Origin of the sequence: Streptomyces sp. SCSIO 30461, assembly GCF_037023745.1 — a bacterium.
GTDB lineage: Bacteria > Actinomycetota > Actinomycetes > Streptomycetales > Streptomycetaceae > Streptomyces.
This window is the reverse complement of sequence record NZ_CP146101.1, coordinates 833,346-851,150: the sequence shown is the minus strand read 5'-3', so window position 1 is coordinate 851,150 and position 17,805 is coordinate 833,346. Positions and strand designations below refer to the sequence as shown.

Here is a 17,805-nt window from a genome sequence, read left to right as displayed (position 1 = left end):
CCGGAACACCGGTGAGCAGCGGCAAGCACCGACGGCGACGACCGACCTGGAACCGGAGAAACACATGGCTATTCGCAAGGGCGCCCTGCACACCTGGACCAAGTCCTCCTACTCCGGAGGGAACGGCGCATGCATCGAGGTCAAGTCCCCTGCGGTGGAAGCGATCGCGGTGCGGGACTCCAAGGTCCCCGCCGGCCCGTCCATCACCTTCGTCCCGGACTCGTGGGACGCGTTCATCCACGAGGTGGGCAAGGGGTCGCTCTAACCACCCGAAAAGCCCGGGGAACATAAAGAGTTCGAAGACAGAGCCCCCTCGACTGGTCCGCCGTCCCGGCCGAGGGGGCTCGGCCTGTCTGCCACCGGGCCCGTGCGGCCCCTTCGGATCACTCGCCGCGTAGCTCATCCACATAGCGGTCGGTGCCCGGCAGCGTCGGAATGAACGGCGCCGCCAGCTCCACACGCGCCGGCACTCCCCACTCCCCCGCCTCTCCCGCGGCCAGGTCGGCGAAATACCCGTCCCAGCAGTCCCGCGGATCCTGTTCCAGGAACCAGAGCAGCGTCAGCCGCGTGTCGACGCCCTCCACCTGCTTGACATACGTCATCCGATCCAGCGGCAGTGGTGTCGGCCTGAAGATCGTCACCATCGCCGCAGGGGAGCCCGCGAGCCGCCGCGGCTCTTCCACGTCGATGACCTCGACCACCAGGCCGCGGTAAGGGTGGTCCAGCGCGTGGTAGTCGCGCGGCCCTGCCGCCCCGTCCCGGTAGACGGTCGCCACGTGGTCCTGGAAAGCGGTGAATACGTGTGTACGGGCCTGATGGACCCGGCGGTCTCGGTTCAGCCGCTTGTTGATGGCGACGGTCCACTTCATGTGGTCGTCGTAACGGCCGTCGGTGATCCAGTACGTGGAGATGTAGCAGCCGGCTGTCACCGGCTGGGCGACCGCGGACTTCTCCGGATATCTGAGCAGCTGCAGTTCGCGGGTCGCCACCCAGCGCCGCCCCGCGAAGATCCAGGGCATCGCCATCGCACCCGCGTAGTAGTGGTCGTCCTCGTACCAGCGGTTGTAGGCATACTCATGGCCGGGGTGCGGCTCGACCATGGTGATCAGGGCGTGGCCGGGGTGGACTCCGTACGGGCCGACGGCGGCCAGTTCCGCGTACGCCTCGGACCGGGTGTCCTCGCTCTCGCGGTATTCGCTCATGCGTTCACTCCCTCTACTCCCCCGGCTTCCTCTTCCTTCCTGCGGTGGAGGGACTTACTCTGACGGTTCGTCAGATAGATGACCAGAGCCGGGAGCCGTCGGATGCTGCTTCAGGGGAAGACCGTCATCGTGTCCGGAGTCGGCGCCGGTCTCGGGCACCAGGTCGCCGCCACCGTCGTCAGGGACGGCGGCAATGCCGTGCTCGGCGCGCGCACCACCGCCAACCTCGCCAAATCAGCCGCGCAGATAGACCCCACGGGCAGCCGCACCGCACGCCGCCCCACCGACATCACCGATGAGGGACAGTGCGATGCGCTTGCGGCGCTGGCGGTCGAGCGCTTCGGGCGGATCGACGCGGTGGTCCATGTGGCAGCCTGGGACAGCTACTTCGGCGGACTGGAGGATGCCGACTTCTCGACCTGGCAACAGGTCATCGACGTCAACCTGCTGGGCACGCTGCGGATGACCCGGGCCTGTCTTCCCGCGCTCAAGGAGCGCGGCGGCTCCGTCGTCATCATCGGCACGCAGTCAGCCGTCGCCGCGCCCTCTCAGGTGCGGCAGGCGGCGTACGCGGCGTCCAAAGGTGCGCTCACCTCGGCGATGTACTCCCTGGCCCGCGAGTTGGGTCCGCACCGCATACGGGTCAACACCGTACTGCCGGGCTGGATGTGGGGACCGCCCGTGGAGGCGTATGTGCAGTTCACCGCGCACACCGAGGGCCTGCCGGAATCCGAGGTGCTCGACCGCCTGAACGCGCGTATGGCGCTGCCCGAGCTGGCCACGGACGGGGATGTCGCCGACGCTGTGGCGTTCCTGGCGTCCGACCGGGCGCGGGCGATCACGGGGCAGTCGCTGCTGGTGAACGCGGGCGAGCTGATGCGCTGAGCCCGGCCTCGGGCCGGGGTCAGCGGTCGCGGTTCGAGGTCGGGTTCACCGTCAGGGACACGGGGCAGAGGTCGGGGCCAGGCGTACGGGTCGGGGTCAGACGCACGGGTCGGGGTCAGACGCGCGGATAGCGCAGCAACCAGCCCTGGGACGACGCGGTCGGTCCGTGCAGGGCAGGCCCCTGCGTCATCTCCATCGCGAAGTCATCAGCGATTTCGAGCATCGTGGCCCGGCCTTCGAGCTCCACGAGCCAGCCCGGGGGCAACGCCGTCTCACCGTGCATGACACCGAGGAGGGCACCCGCGAGCGCACCCGTCGTATGCGATGGACCGTCGTGGTTGACGGCGAGGCCGAGGCCGTGCCGCACGTCCTCGCTGACGAGCGTGCAGTAGACCGCCACGGCGATGGCGTCCTCGGCGTGCTCGGGGTCGCCGAGGGCTGCGATCCTGGCAGGGCTGGGGATGCCTTGGCGTACGGCGCCGAGCGCCTGCTTGAGCGCGTCGGTGACGGGTTGGTGGCCGGGGCGGGAGGCGAGCAGCGCCAATGCGCGCTGGACGCAGGCGTCGACGGTCTCACCGCGTGCGAGCCCGTGGACGATCACGGCGAAGGCACCGGCCGAGAGATACGCGGTGGGATGTCCATGGGTCTGTGTGGCGCATTCCACGGCCAGCTGGCACACGAGCTGCGGCTCCCAGCCCACCAGCAGGCCGAAGGGCGCCGACCGGAGCACGGCGCCCGCGTCGCGGGCGGTGGGGTTCTTGGGCTTGTCGAGCGTGCCGAGTATCTCGTCGGCGAGGCCGCTGAGGGTGGCCGGCTGGGGATCGCGGCGGGTATAGAGCCACTCCTCGCAGGCGAGCCATCCGTTGTCCTTGCGGCGCTCGTCGGGGCCCCAGTCGCGTTGGGTGGCCGCCCAGCGCAGATAGGCCCGGTGCACGTCGGTGGGGGGATGCCAGGCGCCGGCGTCCTTGCGCACTTGGGCCCGTATCAGACCGTCGACGGTGAAGAGGGTGAGCTGGGTGGCCGCGGTGACGGCACCGCGGCGTCCGTACGCGGGGACGAAGTCACCCACACCGTCGACGCCGTACGCGGCGCGTATCTCGTCGGCGGACTGTGCCGCGACACCAGCGCCGAGCGCATCGCCGATGGCACTCCCGAGCAGGCAGCCGCGTACCCGGGCCCGGAAATCCTGCTGCTCGGCCCGGCCCCAGATGGCGGCTGCTGTGGTCACGCGGTGTTTCCTCCTCGCTCGTGCGCAGCACTGTAATCGACCTGGAGAAATCACTACATGGGCACAATCAAGCCGGAACTGTGGGTAATCGATCCGCCTGTGCGTAGGTTCCGATCATCGACGGCTCACCGAGCATGTCGCAACAGCCCAGGCAGCCCGGCGGCAGGACCCGGTCCGGCGGCCGGCCGGGCAACGGGGCCACCGGCCGGACGCGGTTCCGGCCCCTTCGGAGAGGGGCTCAATACCGACCCTGCACCGGTCCATACGGGCCGATCACTCGCGACCTCCCCAGGACCGGCACGGGCTGAACCCGACGGCGCCGGATCAGCCCGTGGACAGCGCCCACCCCGGCAGCACCGGCTCAGCCCGTGGGTAACCTCCGCCCCGGCAGCACCGGCTCAGTCCGTGAGCACCGGCAGCAGCTCCGGCAGGTGGCCGTCCGACGCCTCCGCCGCCGCGATCCGCTCCCGCGACACCTCGCCGTACAGCGTCGTCCGCGGCTTCGCCGGGCGCCCGGCCGCCTCCGCGATCGCGGTCAGGTCCTTGACCGAGCGGTACGAGCCGTATCCGGAGCCGGCCATCCGCGAGATGGTCTCTTCCATCAGGGTGCCGCCCAGGTCGTTCGCGCCGGAGCGGAGCATCTCCGCGGCACCCTCTGCACCCAACTTGACCCAACTTGTTTGGATATTGGCGATATGCGGGTGTAGCAGTAGCCGGGCCATCGCCGTCACGGCCCGGTTGTCGCGGGTGGTCGGGCCCGGCCGGGCGATCCCCGCGAGGTAGACCGGCGCGTTGGTATGGATGAACGGCAGGGTCACGAACTCGGTGAAACCGCCCGTCTCCTGCTGAACACGGGCGAGCGTACGCAAGTGCCCGAGCCAGTGCCGGGGCTGGTCGACATGTCCGTACATCATGGTCGAGCTGGAGCGGATGCCCAGCTCATGTGCCGTGCTGATGACCTCGATCCAGGTGGCCGTGGGCAGCTTGCCCTTGGTCAGCACCCAACGCACCTCGTCATCGAGGATCTCGGCGGCCGTCCCCGGGATCGAGTCGAGACCGGCCTCCTTCGCGGCCGTCAGCCACTCGCGGATCGACAGCCCGGTCCTGGTGGCGCCGTTGACCACCTCCATCGGCGAGAAGGCATGGACGTGCATCCCCGGTACGCGTTCCTTCACCGCCCGCGCGATGTCGAAGTAGGCCGTCCCCGGCAGGTCCGGATGGATTCCGCCCTGCATGCACACCTCGACGGCGCCGACGTCCCAGGCCTGCTGCGCCCGGTCCGCGACCTGGCTCAGCGACAGTGTGTAGGCGTCGGCGTCGGTGCGGCGCTGCGCGAAGGCGCAGAAACGGCAGCCGGTGTAGCAGACGTTGGTGAAGTTGATGTTGCGGGTGACGATGTACGTCACGTCGTCGCCGACGACGGCCCTGCGCACGTCGTCCGCGATACGGGTCAGCGCGTCCAGCGCGGGACCGTCCGCGTGCAGCAGCGCCAGCGCCTCCGCGTCGGTCAGCCTGGTCGGGTCGTCGGCCGCCGTCGCGAGGGCGGCGCGTACGTCGGTGTCGATCCGGGACGGCACCATGCCGGGCGCCGCAGCCTCGCGCAGCGCCTCCCAGTCCCCGTACACCTCGTCGAAATCGTCCCGCCGGTCGCCGGTACGCCCTTCGGTGTCGATGGTGTGATGCAGGTCGGTACGGCCTGAGGGGGTGAAGGCCTCCTCGGGCTCCTGCCAGGGCCGCCCGGAGGGCATCGCACTCTCGTCGGCGAGCCCCGTCTCCGGGTCGGCCAGCGCCCGTACATGCGGCAGCAGCCGCGGATCCAGCCAGGGCTCACCGCGCCGCACGAACTCCGGGTAGACCGCCAGCCGTTCCCGGAGCCGGAAGCCGGATGCCGCGGAACGCTCGGCGAGGGTGTCGATCTGCGGCCAGGGCCGCTCCGGGTTGACGTGGTCGGGAGTCAGCGGCGACACCCCGCCCCAGTCGTCGATCCCGGCCGCGATCAGCCGCCCGTACTCCTCGTCCACCAGATTCGGCGGCGCCTGGATGCAGCCCGAAGGGCCCATGATGTGCCGCGCCACCGCGATCGTGGCGATCAGGTCGTCCAACTCGGCGTCCGGCATCCCGCGCATCGCCGTGTCCGGCTTGGCGCGGAAGTTCTGGATGATCAGCTCCTGGATGCCGTGGTACGCGCGTGCCACGCGGCGCAGCGCGAACAGCGAGTCGGCGCGCTCCTCGTAGTTCTCGCCGATCCCGATGAGCAGCCCGCTGGTGAACGGCACCGAGCTGCGCCCCGCGTCCTCCAGCACCCGCAGCCGCACCGCGGGCTCCTTGTCGGGCGAGCCGTAGTGCGGACCGCCCGGCTCGCTCCACAGCCGCTCGGCCGTGGTCTCCAGCATCATCCCCATCGACGGCGCGACCGGCTTGAGCCGCTGGAAGTCGGTCCAGCTCATCACCCCGGGGTTGAGGTGGGGCAGCAGCCCGGTCTCCTCCAGGATGCGGATCGCCATCGCCCGTACGTACGCGATGGTGTCGTCGTATCCCTCGGCCTCCAGCCACTCGCGCGCCTCGGGCCAGCGGTCCTCGGGCTTGTCCCCGAGGGTGATCAACGCTTCCTTGCAGCCCAGCGCGGCGCCCCGGCGGGTGATGTCCAGCACCTCGTCCGGCGACATGAACGCCCCCAGGCTCCGCCTGGGAGGTGCCCCCTCCGCAGCCCGCGCGCGGCGCAGCTTGCCCGGCACGGTGGCGAAGGTGCAGTAGTGGCATTTGTCGCGGCAGAGCCGGGTGAGCGGGATGAACACGCTCTTGGAGTAGGTGATGACCCCTGGCCGGCCCGCCGCCTCCAGACCGGCGTCCCGCACCCGGGCGGCGGAGGCGCACAGGTCGTCGAGATCCGCCCCGCGCGCCTGCAACAGCACAGCGGCCTCAGTGACATCGAGCGCCACGCCGTCGCGTGCTCGCTTGAGGGCGCGCCGCATCGCGTTCTCGGTGGGACGTCCGGGCTGGTGAGCAGTCATGGTCCGAGCATACGAGCGCGCACCGGCATCCCTGCCAGGGCGCCTCTTCGCCATCCTCAGCGCCGCTTCAGCACGAGGTGGGCGGTGACTCCGAAAACCAACCCCCAGAAGGCGGAGCCCACACCGAAGAGGGTGGCACCGGAAGCGGTGGCGAGGAAGGTGATCAGGGCCGCCTCCCGGTCCTTCTCCTCGGCGACCGCCCCGGTCAACCCGCCGGCCAGCGCGCCGAGGAGGGCCACTCCGGCGTTGGCCGCGACCGGTCCCTTCGGCAGCCCGGCGAAGAACACCACCAGCGTCGTGCCGAACGACCCGATCAGCAGATGGAACGCCCCGCACGCGACCCCGGCGACATAGCGGCGCCTGGGATCGCTGTGCGCCTCGGGTCCGGTGCAGATCGCGGCGGTGACAGCAGTTCGAGGCGGGTCTACTCATCACGCGATACCGCCGACTCAAGGCTCGAAGGTTTCAAGCCAACTTCCCTGTGAAGGGGGCAGTGGATCCTGCCACCCGCACGAGCGTTCGTATAGCGTCTTGCGTTTCGCCTACGCAACGGATCCACGGGGGGCGCACATGAACGCGTTTCCGCACGCTCAGACACGTGCAGGTCGACTGCGCGCCCGAGTACGGGTGTTGACCGAACCGGACGCACCGGGAGGTCTCCGGGATTCGCGGGCGGCACTGGGCGAGTTCCGGCGGGCCGAGGTTCTGGTGCCGGTGGTGGACGGCGGCTTGCTGTCCGCGCCAAGCGGGGGCATTCGCTGGATATTCGCGTTCACGAGTCTGGAGACTCTGCGGCAATTCGCCGCGCAGCGCGGCGAGGCCGTCGACGAGTGGGTGCCGGTCTATGGCGCGCACATACTCGACCGGATGATCCCTGGCATCGAGGGGCCGACCGGGGTCGCGCTGGATGCGGGGAGTCCTGCGGGGTGGTTGCTGCCCCCGGTGGTGGGGATCGTGCCGGACGCGGTGGCGGTGGATCTAGCAGATCCAGCCAAGTCAGCCCACCCGGTTGACTCGGCCGGCCCGGTGCGCGCGGAGGGAGCCGCGTGAGCGGGGGCGGCTACCAGTTCGACCGTGAGGCCCTCGACCAGATCACCAAGGGCATCGACCTGGCCATGGACGAGCTCAAGGAGCTCGGTTTCGATGTCGAGGCGAATCTGGGTCGCGGCTTCGACGAACTGGAGCTGGACGGGCTCGAGGTGGGAGACGACGCCCTGACGCAGACGTTCGCGGCCTTCTGCGAGAACTGGGGTTGGGGGGTGCGGACGTTGATGCAGGACGCGAACGAGTTCGCCAGGCGGCTCGGGCTGTCGGCGGGGATCTACCACGAACAGGAGCAGTACGCCTCCAACACCCTGAAGAACGCGTGGACGGCAGGCACGGGCAATCCACACCTGACTCAGGAGGAGATCAACGGCCGGTCCTGGGGGGACACCTTCAAGGACAACAACTTGTCCCACATACAGAACGCGGACTTCAGCCCGGAGTCGGCGCAGGCCGGGTTCCAACAGGCGGAGCAGGCCTGGGCACAGGCCGGCGAGGACGTACGGACGTCGACGGTGACACCGGGCGCGCTGCTCGACGACGACACCGAATGGCAGTGGGACGGCCCGCCCGAGCAGCAAGCCGGATCCGGCGCGGGCGGGGGTGAGCGTTGATGGGGATCCTGGACGGCATCGGCGAGGCGGCCGAGGGCGCCCTCGACACGGTGAAGCAAGGTGTCGGCGAGGCTACGAACTTCGTCACAGACAAGACGGCCGACGGATTGAACGCGGTCGGCGCCGAGGGCGCGGCCGAGGGAGTGCGCGACTTCGGCGAGGGTGTGAACAACCGACTCGGCGGCACCGTCGAGGAACGCCGGCTCGGCGAGAGCGACGACCCGAAGGAACTGGTCCACGGCAGCGCCCCGGCGCTGGAGGAGCGGGCCAGGCACCTGCTCGACTTCGCCAAGGCCTTCGAGAGCGTCGGCGGTGGTATGCGCAACCTGACCGGCCATGGCTGGCAGGGTGAGGCGGCTGATGCGTTCCGTGCCAAGTTCGACATGCACCCCAAGCAGTGGTTGAAGGCCGCTGACGCCTGCGAGGAAGCGGGCAAGGCGCTGCAGGCGTACGCGGACTCGGTGGTCTGGGCACAGGCTCAGGCCGGCATCGCGATCGGGATGTACAGGGACGCGCAACGCGCCACCGAGCAGGCCGCCTCGGCATACGACGCCCGGGTGGAGACCTACAACCGGGCGGTCGCCGACTACAACCTCATGGCCCTCCGGGGCGGCGACCCGGGATCGAAGCCGACCGACCCAGGAGACTTCACCGACCCGGGAGTCGGGGGCCGCCAGGAGGCCCAGGAGATCCTCGACGACGCCCGCCGCCAGCGCACCGACGCGGCGCGGGACGCCCAGCGGAAGGTGGCGGCGGGGCTGGCGCTGGCGCCGACGAAGCCGGATTTCACCGACCGGCTCACCGCCGACCTCAAAGACGGCGCGGTCGGCATGCATCTCAACGCGGCGCACGTGGGAGGTGGTGTGGTCAACGGCGTCGCGGACATGGTGCGGCTGGCCCGCACGGTCAACCCCATGGACCCCTACAACCTCACCCACCCCGGTCAGTACATGGGCGCCTCCAGCATGGTGCTGGCCGGACTCGTCGGCACGGCCGCACACCCCGAGCGGCTGCCGAAGGCGATGATCGGCACGGGCTGGGGCAGCGACCCGGGCAACGCGCTGGGTGTGCTCCTCTCGAACGCGGTCGGCGGCAAGGGCGTGGGGGGTGCTGCGAAGAGCGCGGTGCGGGCAAGCGCCAAGGAAGCGGTCACGGGCGCGGCACGCAGCGGTGTCAGGACATCGATTCGGGACGTGGCCCGCAAGACCTGGTGCAAGACCTTCGGCGGCGACCCCATCGACATGGCCACCGGCCGGATGGCACTGCCCCAGACCGATGCCGCACTGCCCGGTCGGCTCCCCTTGCGTTTCTCACGCCAGTTCGAGTCGTCGTACCGGGCCGGGCGGTGGTTCGGCCCGTCCTGGGCGTCGACGGCGGACCAGCGCCTGGAGATCGACGCCGAAGGCGTGATCCTGATCGGCGAGGACAACTCGCTGATCCCCTTCCCCCACCCTGCGCCGGGAGTGCCGGTGCTGCCCCTGGCGGGCGAACGCCACCTGCTGTCCATCGACACACACGGCGACTACACGTTGACCGATCCCGTCGCCGGCCGCGTCTGGTACTTCGCGGGGCCCGGCGGGGACGGCGACGGCATCGCGCGGCTGGAGCAGACGGCCGACCGCTCCGGGCAGTGGATGGCCTTCGGCTACGACTCCGAGGGCGCGCCGACGGAGATCGCGCACAGCGCCGGCTACCGGCTGAAGCTCACCACGGACGGGGGCCGCATCACGGCTCTCCACCTGGCGGGTGACGACGGCCCGGACGGTGACGGGCAGGACATCGAACTGGTCCGGTACGCATACGACGACCGCGGCCACCTTTCCTCGATGACGAACTCCTCGGGTCTGCCCACCCGCTTCACCAACGACGGCCTGGGCCGCATCACCGCGTGGACGGACACCAACGGCTCCTCCTACGAGTACGTCTACGACGACCAACACCGCTGCACGTACCAGACGGGCCAGGACGGCCACCTGCGGAACACGTTCACCTACGACGGCATCGACTCCGCGACCGGTCTCCACGTCACCGCCAGGACCGACTCCCTCGGCCACACCACCCGGTATCTGATCGACGAGCGGCTGATGGTGGCCGGGGAGATCACCCCGGACGGAGCGACCACCCGGACCACATACGACGACGGCAACCGCCCCCTGACGGTCACCGACCCGCTGGGTCGCACGACGAGCTGTGCCTACGACCCGGCGGGCCGCCCCCTGATGATCGTCCGCCCGGACGGCCGCTACACGAGCATCGGCTACGACGACCAGGGCCTGCCCGCGTCTGTCGTGGGCGCGGACGGCTCCCGGACCCACCAGCAGTTCGACGAGTGGGGCAACCGGACGTCGGTGACGGACGGGACGGGCGCGACCACGCTCTTCACGTACGACGATCGCGGCCATCTCACCTCGGTCACCGACGCGTTGGGAGCCACGACATCGGTCCGCTGCGATACGGCGGGTCTGCCGCTGCGCATCACGGACCCGCTGGGCGCGGTGACCTCGTACGAACGGGACGCGTTCGGCCGCCCGGTCACGGTGACCGACCCGCTGGGTGCGGTCACCCGGCTGGAATGGACGGTGGAGGGCAGACTGTCCCGCCGTACCGCTCCTGACGGGACCGTGGAGTCCTGGACGTACGACGGCGAGGGCAACTGCACCTCCCACACGGACGCGATGGGTGCGCTCTCGCGCTTCGAGTACACCCACTTCGACCTGATGTCGGCCCGCACAGGCCCGGACGGCGTGCGCTACGAGTTCGAGCATGACACCGAACTCCGCCTCCGCAAGGTCACCAACCCCCAGGGCCTCACCTGGAGCTACACCTACGACCCGGCCGGGCGCCTGATATCCGAGACGGACTTCGACGACCGCGTGCTGGCCTATCGGCACGACGCCGCGGGCCAGCTGTCCTCACGCACCACCGCCTCCGGCGAAGTGATCAGCTTCGAGCGCGACATGCTCGGCCGCACGGTGGCCAAGGACGTGGCCGGGGTGGTCACGGCATACGCCTACGACGAGACCGGGGGCCTGGCCCGGGCGACCAGCCCGGACGCGGACCTGACGCTGGTGCGCGACGAGGCCGGCCGCGTGGTCGCGGAAACGGTGAACTCCCGCACACTCACGTACACCTACGACAGGTTGGGCCGCCGGACGGGCCGAGTGACGCCCACGGGCGCGGCCAGCACCTGGACCTATGACGCGGCAGGCAACCGCACCCGACTCACCACGTCAGGCCGCACCATCGCCTTCGCCCACGACGACGCGGGCCGCGAGACATCCCGGCACATCGGCGACACCCTGGCCTTCACCAACACCTACGACCCCCTGGGCCGCCTCACCAAACAAGAACTCTTCGGCCCGACACAACAGCCCATCCAGCACCGCACCTACACCTACCGGGCCGACGGAAACCTGATCGGCCTCGACGACCACCTCAACCTCAACAGCTCACGCCGATTCGACCTGGACACGGCCGGACGAGTCACCGCCGTACACGCGGCACGCTGGTCCGAGACCTACGCCTACGACGAGGCAGGCAACCAGACCTCGGCCACCTGGCCGACCTCCCACCCGGGCCAGGAAGCCACCGGCCCCCGCACCTACGCGGGCACCCGCATCCGCACGGCAGGCGCGGTCCGCTACGAACACGACGCTGCAGGCCGCGTCACCCTCCGCCAAAAGCCCCGCCTGTCATGCAAGCCGGACACCTGGCGCTACGAATGGGACCCGGAAGACCGCCTCATCTCGGCGACCACACCGGACGGCACCCTCTGGCGCTACCAGTACGACGCCCTCGGCCGCCGCATAGCCAAGCAACGCCTCGCCGACGACCGGCAGACCGTCGTGGAACAGGTGACCTTCACCTGGGACGGCACAACACTCTGCGAACAGACCACCGAGAGCGCCGACCTCCCCAACCCGGTGTCACTGACCTGGGACCACCAAGGCCTGCACCCCCTCGCGCAGACGGAACGCATCCTGTCGGCGGACACCCCGCAGGAAGCCATCGACGACCGCTTCTTCGCCATCGTCACCGACCTCGTCGGCACCCCGACCCAACTCATCGACGAATCCGGCAACCCGGCCTGGCGCACCCGCAGCACCCTCTGGGGCACGACGACCTGGGCGAAATCCAGCACCACATACACGCCACTCCGCTTCCCCGGCCAGTACTTCGACCCCGAAACCGGGCTGCACTACAACTACTTCCGGCACTACGACCCGGAAACGGCGCGGTACCTGAGCCCGGATCCGCTCGGACTCGAACCTGACCCCAACCCTGCCGCGTACGTCCACAACCCGCACACGTGGACTGACCACCTGGGGCTTTCAGCATGCCCTCCTGAGGACGGCGCCACACAATCAATCTGGAAGGCTCCCCAGCGGGGGCAGGGCGACTTCCAAGAGCACTACGGGTACTTGAAGGAGAATTTCCCGGGCGGCCCAGATGATCCATACCTCAACGGCCTCGTATACTTTGCGAAGGAACGAACCATCCCCGATACGAAATACGCACCGTTCTACGGCGAAGGCGTCATTGAAATAAGAATCCCGAAGTCCGAGTACGAGGCACTCTTCGCTCGCTACGAAAAGCCTTACGAAGGAGGTCCAGAAATCGAACTAGAAATTCCTAATACGATCGTTGAAGAACTCAACAAGTACCCAAGGGAGCGCCATCGGTGACACGCGATACAACCTGGAAAGAGACCAAGGAAAGGTACCCGATCGGCTCCATCGCCAGCGGAGTCGTCGAGGCGAAGTTCGCGTTCGGCGTATTTCTCAAACTCGACCATGCATCAAACGCAAAAGGCTTCATCGATCTCATCTCCTACAACCCACCGGGGCTTGAGAAAGTACCCGGAAATGAGTTGCCAGAAATTGGCGAAACGGTTACCGGCACCGTTGTGGAACTAGTCGATCGAGACCGGCAGATCAGACTCCGCGTCGGCAAACCGTTCTGGGACGAAGTAAAAAGAACCTGACCAGCATGTCCACCTGCAGGGGCAGCCCGAAGGCACCCCACAGGGGGTCCACTATCTTGAGCTAAGGGCTGCGCAGCACGTATGCCTGTAGTTGATGGGACCACCGCCGTGTTCCGGTTCGCGCAGTCGGCCGTCGGCCGTCATCCTGGTGGTGGAGCCGGCGGACCAGACTCTGTCCCTTGTTCTCCTTGTGGCAGCGCGGGGACCGGGGAGGGATGAGCCGGCGTGCTCCACCTGTCGTGGGCGGACGGCGGTCCTTCAGTAGCTGACGGGACCGACAAGGATCACCAGGGACGCCCTGCGGGGGTCCTCCGCAGGGCCACCGTGCGGTCCATCACGCCCTACGGCCGTGAACCGTACGACTGCCTCCCCCGAGCCCCACGGCACACCGACGGAACCGACGCCCGGCACCGACGGCCAGGGGCATCCAAGGACTCGTCATGACGCAACCGTTGATACGGCAGATCCTCGACTATGGCAACCGAGCGAACCCCTATCCTCTGTACACCAAGCTCCGCGAGACGCCAGTGCTCCACGACGGCCACGGCACCTACGTGGTCAGCACCTACTGGGAGATCCTGAGCCTCTTCCACGACCCGAGGGTCAGCTCCGACCGGCGCAAGCGCACCGTGAAGGACATCTACGGCCTGACCGAGGAAGGCAGTGAGGACTCGATCCTGCCCACACCGTTCCTGCGCCTGGACCCTCCGGAGCACGACCGGCTGCGTACCGTCACCAACCGCGCCTTCGGGCCGCCGCACTCGCCCCGGCGCGTCCTGGAGATGCGCAGCGAACTCGAAGCGGTCGTCTCCGGCCTCATCGACGACATCGAGGACACTGGACGGATCGACCTGGTCGAACAGTTCTCGTACCCGTTCCCCGTGACCGCGATCTGCCGCCTCCTGGGCGTCCCGCGCGAGGACGAAACACGCTTCCACACATGGGCGGACGCTCTCGCGGCCAGCCTGGACCCCATGGCCGGGGAGGACCCGACGGAACGCAACCGACGAACCCGCGAGGCCCAACTGCAACTGGGTGGGTACCTCGCAGAACTCATCGAGAAGCGCCGCAGCCAGCCAAGCGACGACATGCTCTCCGAACTTGCGAACGACTCCGGGACGGATGATCCGCTGTCGACGATAGAGGCCATCACCACGGCGGCCCTGCTGCTGATCGCCGGCCACGAGACCACCGTCAACCTGATCACCAACGGGATGCTCACCCTGCTGCGCAACCCGCAGATCCTCCGGCGGCTGGCTGACGATCCCCGGCTGGTCCCGCGCATCGTGGAAGAACTGCTGCGTTACGAGCCGCCGGTGCAACTCCTCCCGAACCGCACCGCCGTGGCGGACATCGACATCGGTGGTGTCACCATCCCCAGTGGCTCCGCGCTCTGGGTGGTGTTGGGTTCCGGAAACCGGGACCCCCGGCGCTTCGCCGACCCCGACCGGTTCGACCCGGAACGCGGGGACAACCAGCACCTGGGCTTCGGCAGCGGCCTCCACATCTGTTTCGGCGCACCGCTCGCACGGCAGGAGACACAGCTCGCCCTGAGCCACTTGGCGCGCAGACTGCACAACCCCCGGCTGCTGGAAGACCCCCCGACCTATCGCCACAATGCGGTCCTGCGCGGTCCCCGGCATCTGATCATCGCCTGCGACGACATCCGGCCCTGACGCGAAGCCCCGCGCTCCCGGGGGTTCAGGCGTTTCACGCGGCGCACGATCAGCCGGGCGGTGGTGTGGAACGCCCTCTTCTTGCTGGTGAACGCGATGAAGGGGACTTCGGGATGTCGACGAACACCACCTTGTCCGTCTTCGACACCAGGCCGGTGTGCGCGGCGAGCCTCCAGGTGAACGCCCGTGTGGCGGAATCCAGTAGGCGCACCTGTCCCCAGGCGAAGGCGCGCGGGAAGGTGCCGACGGTGGATGGTGCACGCACCCCGCCGAACAGGCGGGCGGCCCGGCATGCGCGAGCAGGTCGGGGTCGTCGAACGCGGCGAACAGCCCAGCGGGCCAGCGCGAGAATTCCACTTCAGAGGTGCCTCGCCGATCGTGCGTGCTGGAAGCGTGGAAACTCCCACCATCGCAGCTCAGCGGACACCCCTTCCTATTCCTCTGCCCACAGACCGACTATCACGCGGTGGATCGAGGCTCAGGACAGCGGCAGCTCGGCCCACACCGTTTTGCCGACGACTCGCCGCGTCGTGCCCCAGTCCGCCGCGAGCGCCTCCACCAGCAGCAGGCCGCGGCCCGTCTCGGAGTCGGCGGCCGACGGCACGGCCACCACCGGGGTGCGCTCGCCGCGGGCGTCCGCGACCTCGATGCGGAGGCTGTCCGAGCCGAGCAGCAGGCGCAGCTCGAAGTCGCGGCCCGCGACGCGGCCATGGGTCACCGCGTTCGCGGCGAGCTCGGCAACGATCAGGGCCGCGTTGTCCGAGAGTTCGCTGCCGTACGGGATGCCCCAGGTGTGCAAGCGGTGCACCGCCAGATGGCGGGCCAGACGGGCGCCCCGGCGGGTGGAGCTCAGACGCTGGGTGAACTCATTCTTGAGGGTGGCGATTTCGGCCTTCATGTCACCGAGCGTTGCTGGTTGTGCGTACGCTTTCCAGGACTGGCGGCACGACGGAGCGTAGCTGTGCGGGTACAGCGGGAGCTGTGTGCGGGACGTCGACCGTGACCACTGCGGCTGAGCAAGGGCGGTACGGGGCATGGCTGAATCGGAACGTGAGGAGCGGCCGGAGCGGCCCGTCGAGGAGGACGGCACAGCACTCCTGTTCAGTTCGCTGGGCAGGCAGATCAAGGCGCTGCGCGAGGCCGCCGGGCTCAGCCAGAAGGAGCTGGCCACGGCGACGCACTGCGGGGAGTCGCTGATCTCCGCGATGGAACGGGGGGTCCGCACTCCCCAGCCGGAGTTCCTGCTGCTGGCGGAGCCGGTGGTGGATGCGCGGGGAGTGCTGAAGGCCGCGATCCCGGACGTCGAGAAGGCGCTGGCGAAGGCGCGGGTACGGCACCCGGACTGGTTCCGGGACTTCGCGGGGGAGGAGGCGAAGGCCGTCGCCCTGCACTACTACGAGAACCAGGCTATCCCCGGACTGCTACAGACCCCTGAATACGCGCGGGCCGTGTTCACCCAGCGACGTCCTCTGCTCGATGAGCAGACCATCGAGAAGCGCCTGGTCGACCGGCTGTCCAGGCAGGACGTCTTCGAGCGCTGGCCCGCGCCGACCATGACCTTCGTGCTGGAAGAGTCCGTGTTGCTCCGACCGATCGGCGGGCGGGCCGTTCACGAGCGACAGTTGCGGCGGCTCCTGGAGGCCGGACGGCTGCGCACCGTGGAGCTCCAGATCATGCCGTTGGGCTGCGAGGAACACCCAAGTCTGGATGGCACGTTCACCCTGCTGACGCCCAAGGGACGGGGACAGGTGGCGTATACCGAGAGCTACGGCCACCCCAGGCTGATCACGGACCAGGATGAGGTCCGGGTCTTCAGCGAGCGCTATGGGATGATGCGGGGCCAGGCTCTCGCTCCCCGGGAGTCGCTGGCCCTGATCGAGAAGTTGCTGGGAGAGCGATGAACACCGCAGAACTCGACTGGTTCAAGAGCAGCCACAGCGATGCAGAGGGCGGCAACTGCCTCGAAGTCGCCTACGCCTGGCGCAAGTCGAGCTACAGCAGCGGAGAAGGCGGCAACTGCCTCGAAGTCGCCGCCTGCCCCGCCGCCGTCCATGTGCGCGACTCCAAGGTCCCCGCCGGTCCCCGGATCGACCTCGCTTCCGCGTCCTGGGCCGTTTTCGTCGGGTACGCCGCCGGCCAGGCTCAGCCGTAGCCCTGGCGGGAGCCCGTCGGCCCCGTCACCTCGACCGCACGACCACCGATGCAGCGTTCGCGATCAGTGCGTCGTTCGCCGGCGCGTCCTCGTCGGCGCGGCGTGACAGGAGCGCCATCACGATGGGCTTCCCGCCGCCTTCGGGCCACACCACGGCGATGTCGTTGCGCGAGGCATAGCGGCCGAGTCCGCTCTTGTCCGCGACGGTCCAGCCCTCGGGGACGCCCGCCTGGATCAGCTTGGAGCCGGTGGTGTTGGTACGCATCCACTGGGTCAGCTGGACGCGCTCGGCGTTCTTCAGGGACTTGCCGAGCACAAGCGCGCGGAGGTCACGGGCGAGTTGGCGCGGTGTGCTGGTGTCGCGCGGGTCGCCGGGGGCGGCCTCGTTGAGTTCCGGCTCGTAGCGGTCCATCTGGGTCACCTTGTCGCCGAGGTGCTTCTCCAGGATGGCGTCCAGCTGCTTGGGGCCGCCGAGTGCGTCGAAGAGCATGTTGGCCGCGGTGTTGTCGCTGTAGCGGGTGGCAGCGTCGCAGAGCTCGCGCAGGGTCATTCCGGTGCCGGTGTGCTTCTCGGTGACGGGCGAGTAGGTGACCAGGTCGTCCTGCCCGTACCGGATCAGCTTGTCGAGTCCCTTGCCGGTGCCGTACTTGCGCAGCACTTCAGCGGCGATCAAGGCCTTGGAAGTGGAGGCGTACGCGAAACGGTCGTCGGCCCGATAGGCGACTTCGCGGCCGGTGCCGGTGTCGATGGCGTAGACGCCGAGTCGTGCGTCGTACTGGCGCTCAAGCGCCTCGAACTCCGCTGGGGCCTGCTGCGAGGGGGTGGCAGCGGGTAGGGATGCCGCCACCGTCGACAGCGCGGAGGTGTCGGCCGTCCGGCCGCATGCGATGAGCGGGGCGAGGGCGAGGGTGACGAGCGCGCCGAGGGCGGCGCGGCGGGCGGGAGTCTGGTGGTGCATCGTGCGGACCTCCGTTGATCTCGTGTCGGCTCAGCCTCACCCACCTGCGCA

Annotated in this window: 15 protein-coding genes and 1 pseudogene; 9 read left to right on the top strand and 7 right to left on the bottom strand. The window is 69.0% G+C overall.

Annotated features, from left to right (window positions below; all coding sequences use genetic code 11):
• Positions 1–64 precede the first annotated feature (64 nt).
• Entirely contained in the window at positions 65–265 is a 201-nt protein-coding gene (locus tag V1460_RS04005; protein ID WP_338672165.1) for a DUF397 domain-containing protein, read from the top strand.
• Positions 266–383: 118 nt separating this feature from the next.
• Here the strand turns inward: V1460_RS04005 and V1460_RS04000 are convergent, their stop codons facing one another.
• Positions 384–1,202, bottom strand: a complete 819-nt coding sequence (locus tag V1460_RS04000; protein WP_338672164.1) for a hypothetical protein — start codon at positions 1,200–1,202, stop codon at positions 384–386.
• 102 nt (positions 1,203–1,304) lie between these two features.
• Between V1460_RS04000 and V1460_RS03995 the strand changes: the two genes are divergently transcribed.
• Positions 1,305–2,087, top strand: coding sequence for an SDR family oxidoreductase (locus tag V1460_RS03995; protein WP_338672163.1), 783 nt, complete (start codon positions 1,305–1,307; stop codon positions 2,085–2,087).
• Between the two features lie 115 nt (positions 2,088–2,202).
• On the opposite strand, the gene V1460_RS03990 is transcribed toward V1460_RS03995, so the two are convergent.
• The 3 genes and pseudogenes from V1460_RS03990 to V1460_RS03980 all read right to left on the bottom strand — a co-directional run.
• Positions 2,203–3,315 (bottom strand): ADP-ribosylglycohydrolase family protein, encoded by a 1,113-nt coding sequence (locus V1460_RS03990; protein ID WP_338672162.1) that lies wholly within the window; start codon positions 3,313–3,315, stop codon positions 2,203–2,205.
• Between the two features lie 398 nt (positions 3,316–3,713).
• Positions 3,714–6,326 (bottom strand): bifunctional FO biosynthesis protein CofGH, encoded by a 2,613-nt coding sequence (locus tag V1460_RS03985; RefSeq protein WP_338672161.1) that lies wholly within the window; start codon positions 6,324–6,326, stop codon positions 3,714–3,716.
• 56 nt (positions 6,327–6,382) lie between these two features.
• A pseudogene (locus V1460_RS03980) lies at positions 6,383–6,736 on the bottom strand (benzoate/H(+) symporter BenE family transporter); the annotation flags it as partial.
• 220 nt (positions 6,737–6,956) lie between these two features.
• Between V1460_RS03980 and V1460_RS03975 the strand changes: the two are divergent.
• The 5 genes from V1460_RS03975 (at position 6,957) to V1460_RS03955 (ending at position 14,644) form a co-directional block, all read left to right on the top strand.
• Positions 6,957–7,376, top strand: coding sequence for an SseB family protein (locus V1460_RS03975; protein ID WP_338672160.1), 420 nt, complete (start codon positions 6,957–6,959; stop codon positions 7,374–7,376).
• Positions 7,373–7,984 (top strand): hypothetical protein, encoded by a 612-nt coding sequence (locus tag V1460_RS03970; RefSeq protein ID WP_338672159.1) that lies wholly within the window; start codon positions 7,373–7,375, stop codon positions 7,982–7,984. Before V1460_RS03975 ends, V1460_RS03970 begins: the two co-directional genes overlap by 4 nt.
• On the top strand, positions 7,984–12,669 hold the full coding sequence (locus V1460_RS03965; RefSeq protein ID WP_338672158.1) for a putative T7SS-secreted protein: 4,686 nt from the start codon (positions 7,984–7,986) through the stop codon (positions 12,667–12,669). The genes V1460_RS03970 and V1460_RS03965 overlap by 1 nt, the downstream gene beginning before the upstream one ends.
• Positions 12,666–12,968: a hypothetical protein gene (locus tag V1460_RS03960; RefSeq protein WP_338672157.1), complete on the top strand. Its 303-nt coding sequence runs from the start codon at positions 12,666–12,668 to the stop codon at positions 12,966–12,968. Before V1460_RS03965 ends, V1460_RS03960 begins: the two co-directional genes overlap by 4 nt.
• Before the next feature lie 440 nt (positions 12,969–13,408).
• Entirely contained in the window at positions 13,409–14,644 is a 1,236-nt protein-coding gene (locus tag V1460_RS03955; RefSeq protein ID WP_338672156.1) for a cytochrome P450, read from the top strand.
• A 49-nt stretch (positions 14,645–14,693) separates the two neighbouring features.
• Here the strand turns inward: V1460_RS03955 and V1460_RS03950 are convergent, their stop codons facing one another.
• Entirely contained in the window at positions 14,694–14,909 is a 216-nt protein-coding gene (locus tag V1460_RS03950; protein ID WP_338672155.1) for a hypothetical protein, read from the bottom strand.
• Between the two features lie 213 nt (positions 14,910–15,122).
• The gene (locus V1460_RS03945) at positions 15,123–15,542 is read right to left on the bottom strand and encodes an ATP-binding protein (protein WP_338672154.1); all 420 of its coding nucleotides are present in this window, start codon (positions 15,540–15,542) and stop codon (positions 15,123–15,125) included.
• Positions 15,543–15,678: 136 nt separating this feature from the next.
• On the opposite strand from V1460_RS03945, the gene V1460_RS03940 reads away from it, so the two are divergent.
• Together V1460_RS03940 and V1460_RS03935 are read left to right on the top strand one after the other, a co-directional pair.
• Positions 15,679–16,545 carry a helix-turn-helix transcriptional regulator gene (locus V1460_RS03940; RefSeq protein ID WP_338672153.1) on the top strand — a complete coding sequence of 289 codons (867 nt, stop codon included), beginning with the start codon at positions 15,679–15,681 and terminating at the stop codon, positions 16,543–16,545.
• Positions 16,542–16,796 (top strand): DUF397 domain-containing protein, encoded by a 255-nt coding sequence (locus tag V1460_RS03935; RefSeq protein WP_338672151.1) that lies wholly within the window; start codon positions 16,542–16,544, stop codon positions 16,794–16,796. The genes V1460_RS03940 and V1460_RS03935 overlap by 4 nt, the downstream gene beginning before the upstream one ends.
• Before the next feature lie 25 nt (positions 16,797–16,821).
• On the opposite strand, the gene bla is transcribed toward V1460_RS03935, so the two are convergent.
• Entirely contained in the window at positions 16,822–17,754 is a 933-nt protein-coding gene (gene bla / locus V1460_RS03930; protein ID WP_338672150.1) for a class A beta-lactamase, read from the bottom strand.
• Positions 17,755–17,805 lie beyond the last annotated feature (51 nt).

Excerpts from the sequence above, each read along its gene's own strand:
- V1460_RS04005 (WP_338672165.1), top strand. The coding sequence starts at position 65 with ATGGCTATTCGCAAGGGCGCCCTGCACACCTGGACCAAGTCCTCCTAC.
- V1460_RS04000 (WP_338672164.1), bottom strand. The coding sequence starts at position 1,202 with ATGAGCGAATACCGCGAGAGCGAGGACACCCGGTCCGAGGCGTACGCG.
- V1460_RS03995 (WP_338672163.1), top strand. The coding sequence starts at position 1,305 with ATGCTGCTTCAGGGGAAGACCGTCATCGTGTCCGGAGTCGGCGCCGGT.
- V1460_RS03985 (WP_338672161.1), bottom strand. The coding sequence starts at position 6,326 with ATGACTGCTCACCAGCCCGGACGTCCCACCGAGAACGCGATGCGGCGC.
- V1460_RS03965 (WP_338672158.1), top strand. The coding sequence starts at position 7,984 with ATGGGGATCCTGGACGGCATCGGCGAGGCGGCCGAGGGCGCCCTCGAC.
- V1460_RS03955 (WP_338672156.1), top strand. The coding sequence starts at position 13,409 with ATGACGCAACCGTTGATACGGCAGATCCTCGACTATGGCAACCGAGCG.
- V1460_RS03945 (WP_338672154.1), bottom strand. The coding sequence starts at position 15,542 with ATGAAGGCCGAAATCGCCACCCTCAAGAATGAGTTCACCCAGCGTCTG.
- V1460_RS03940 (WP_338672153.1), top strand. The coding sequence starts at position 15,679 with ATGGCTGAATCGGAACGTGAGGAGCGGCCGGAGCGGCCCGTCGAGGAG.
- V1460_RS03935 (WP_338672151.1), top strand. The coding sequence starts at position 16,542 with ATGAACACCGCAGAACTCGACTGGTTCAAGAGCAGCCACAGCGATGCA.
- bla (WP_338672150.1), bottom strand. The coding sequence starts at position 17,754 with ATGCACCACCAGACTCCCGCCCGCCGCGCCGCCCTCGGCGCGCTCGTC.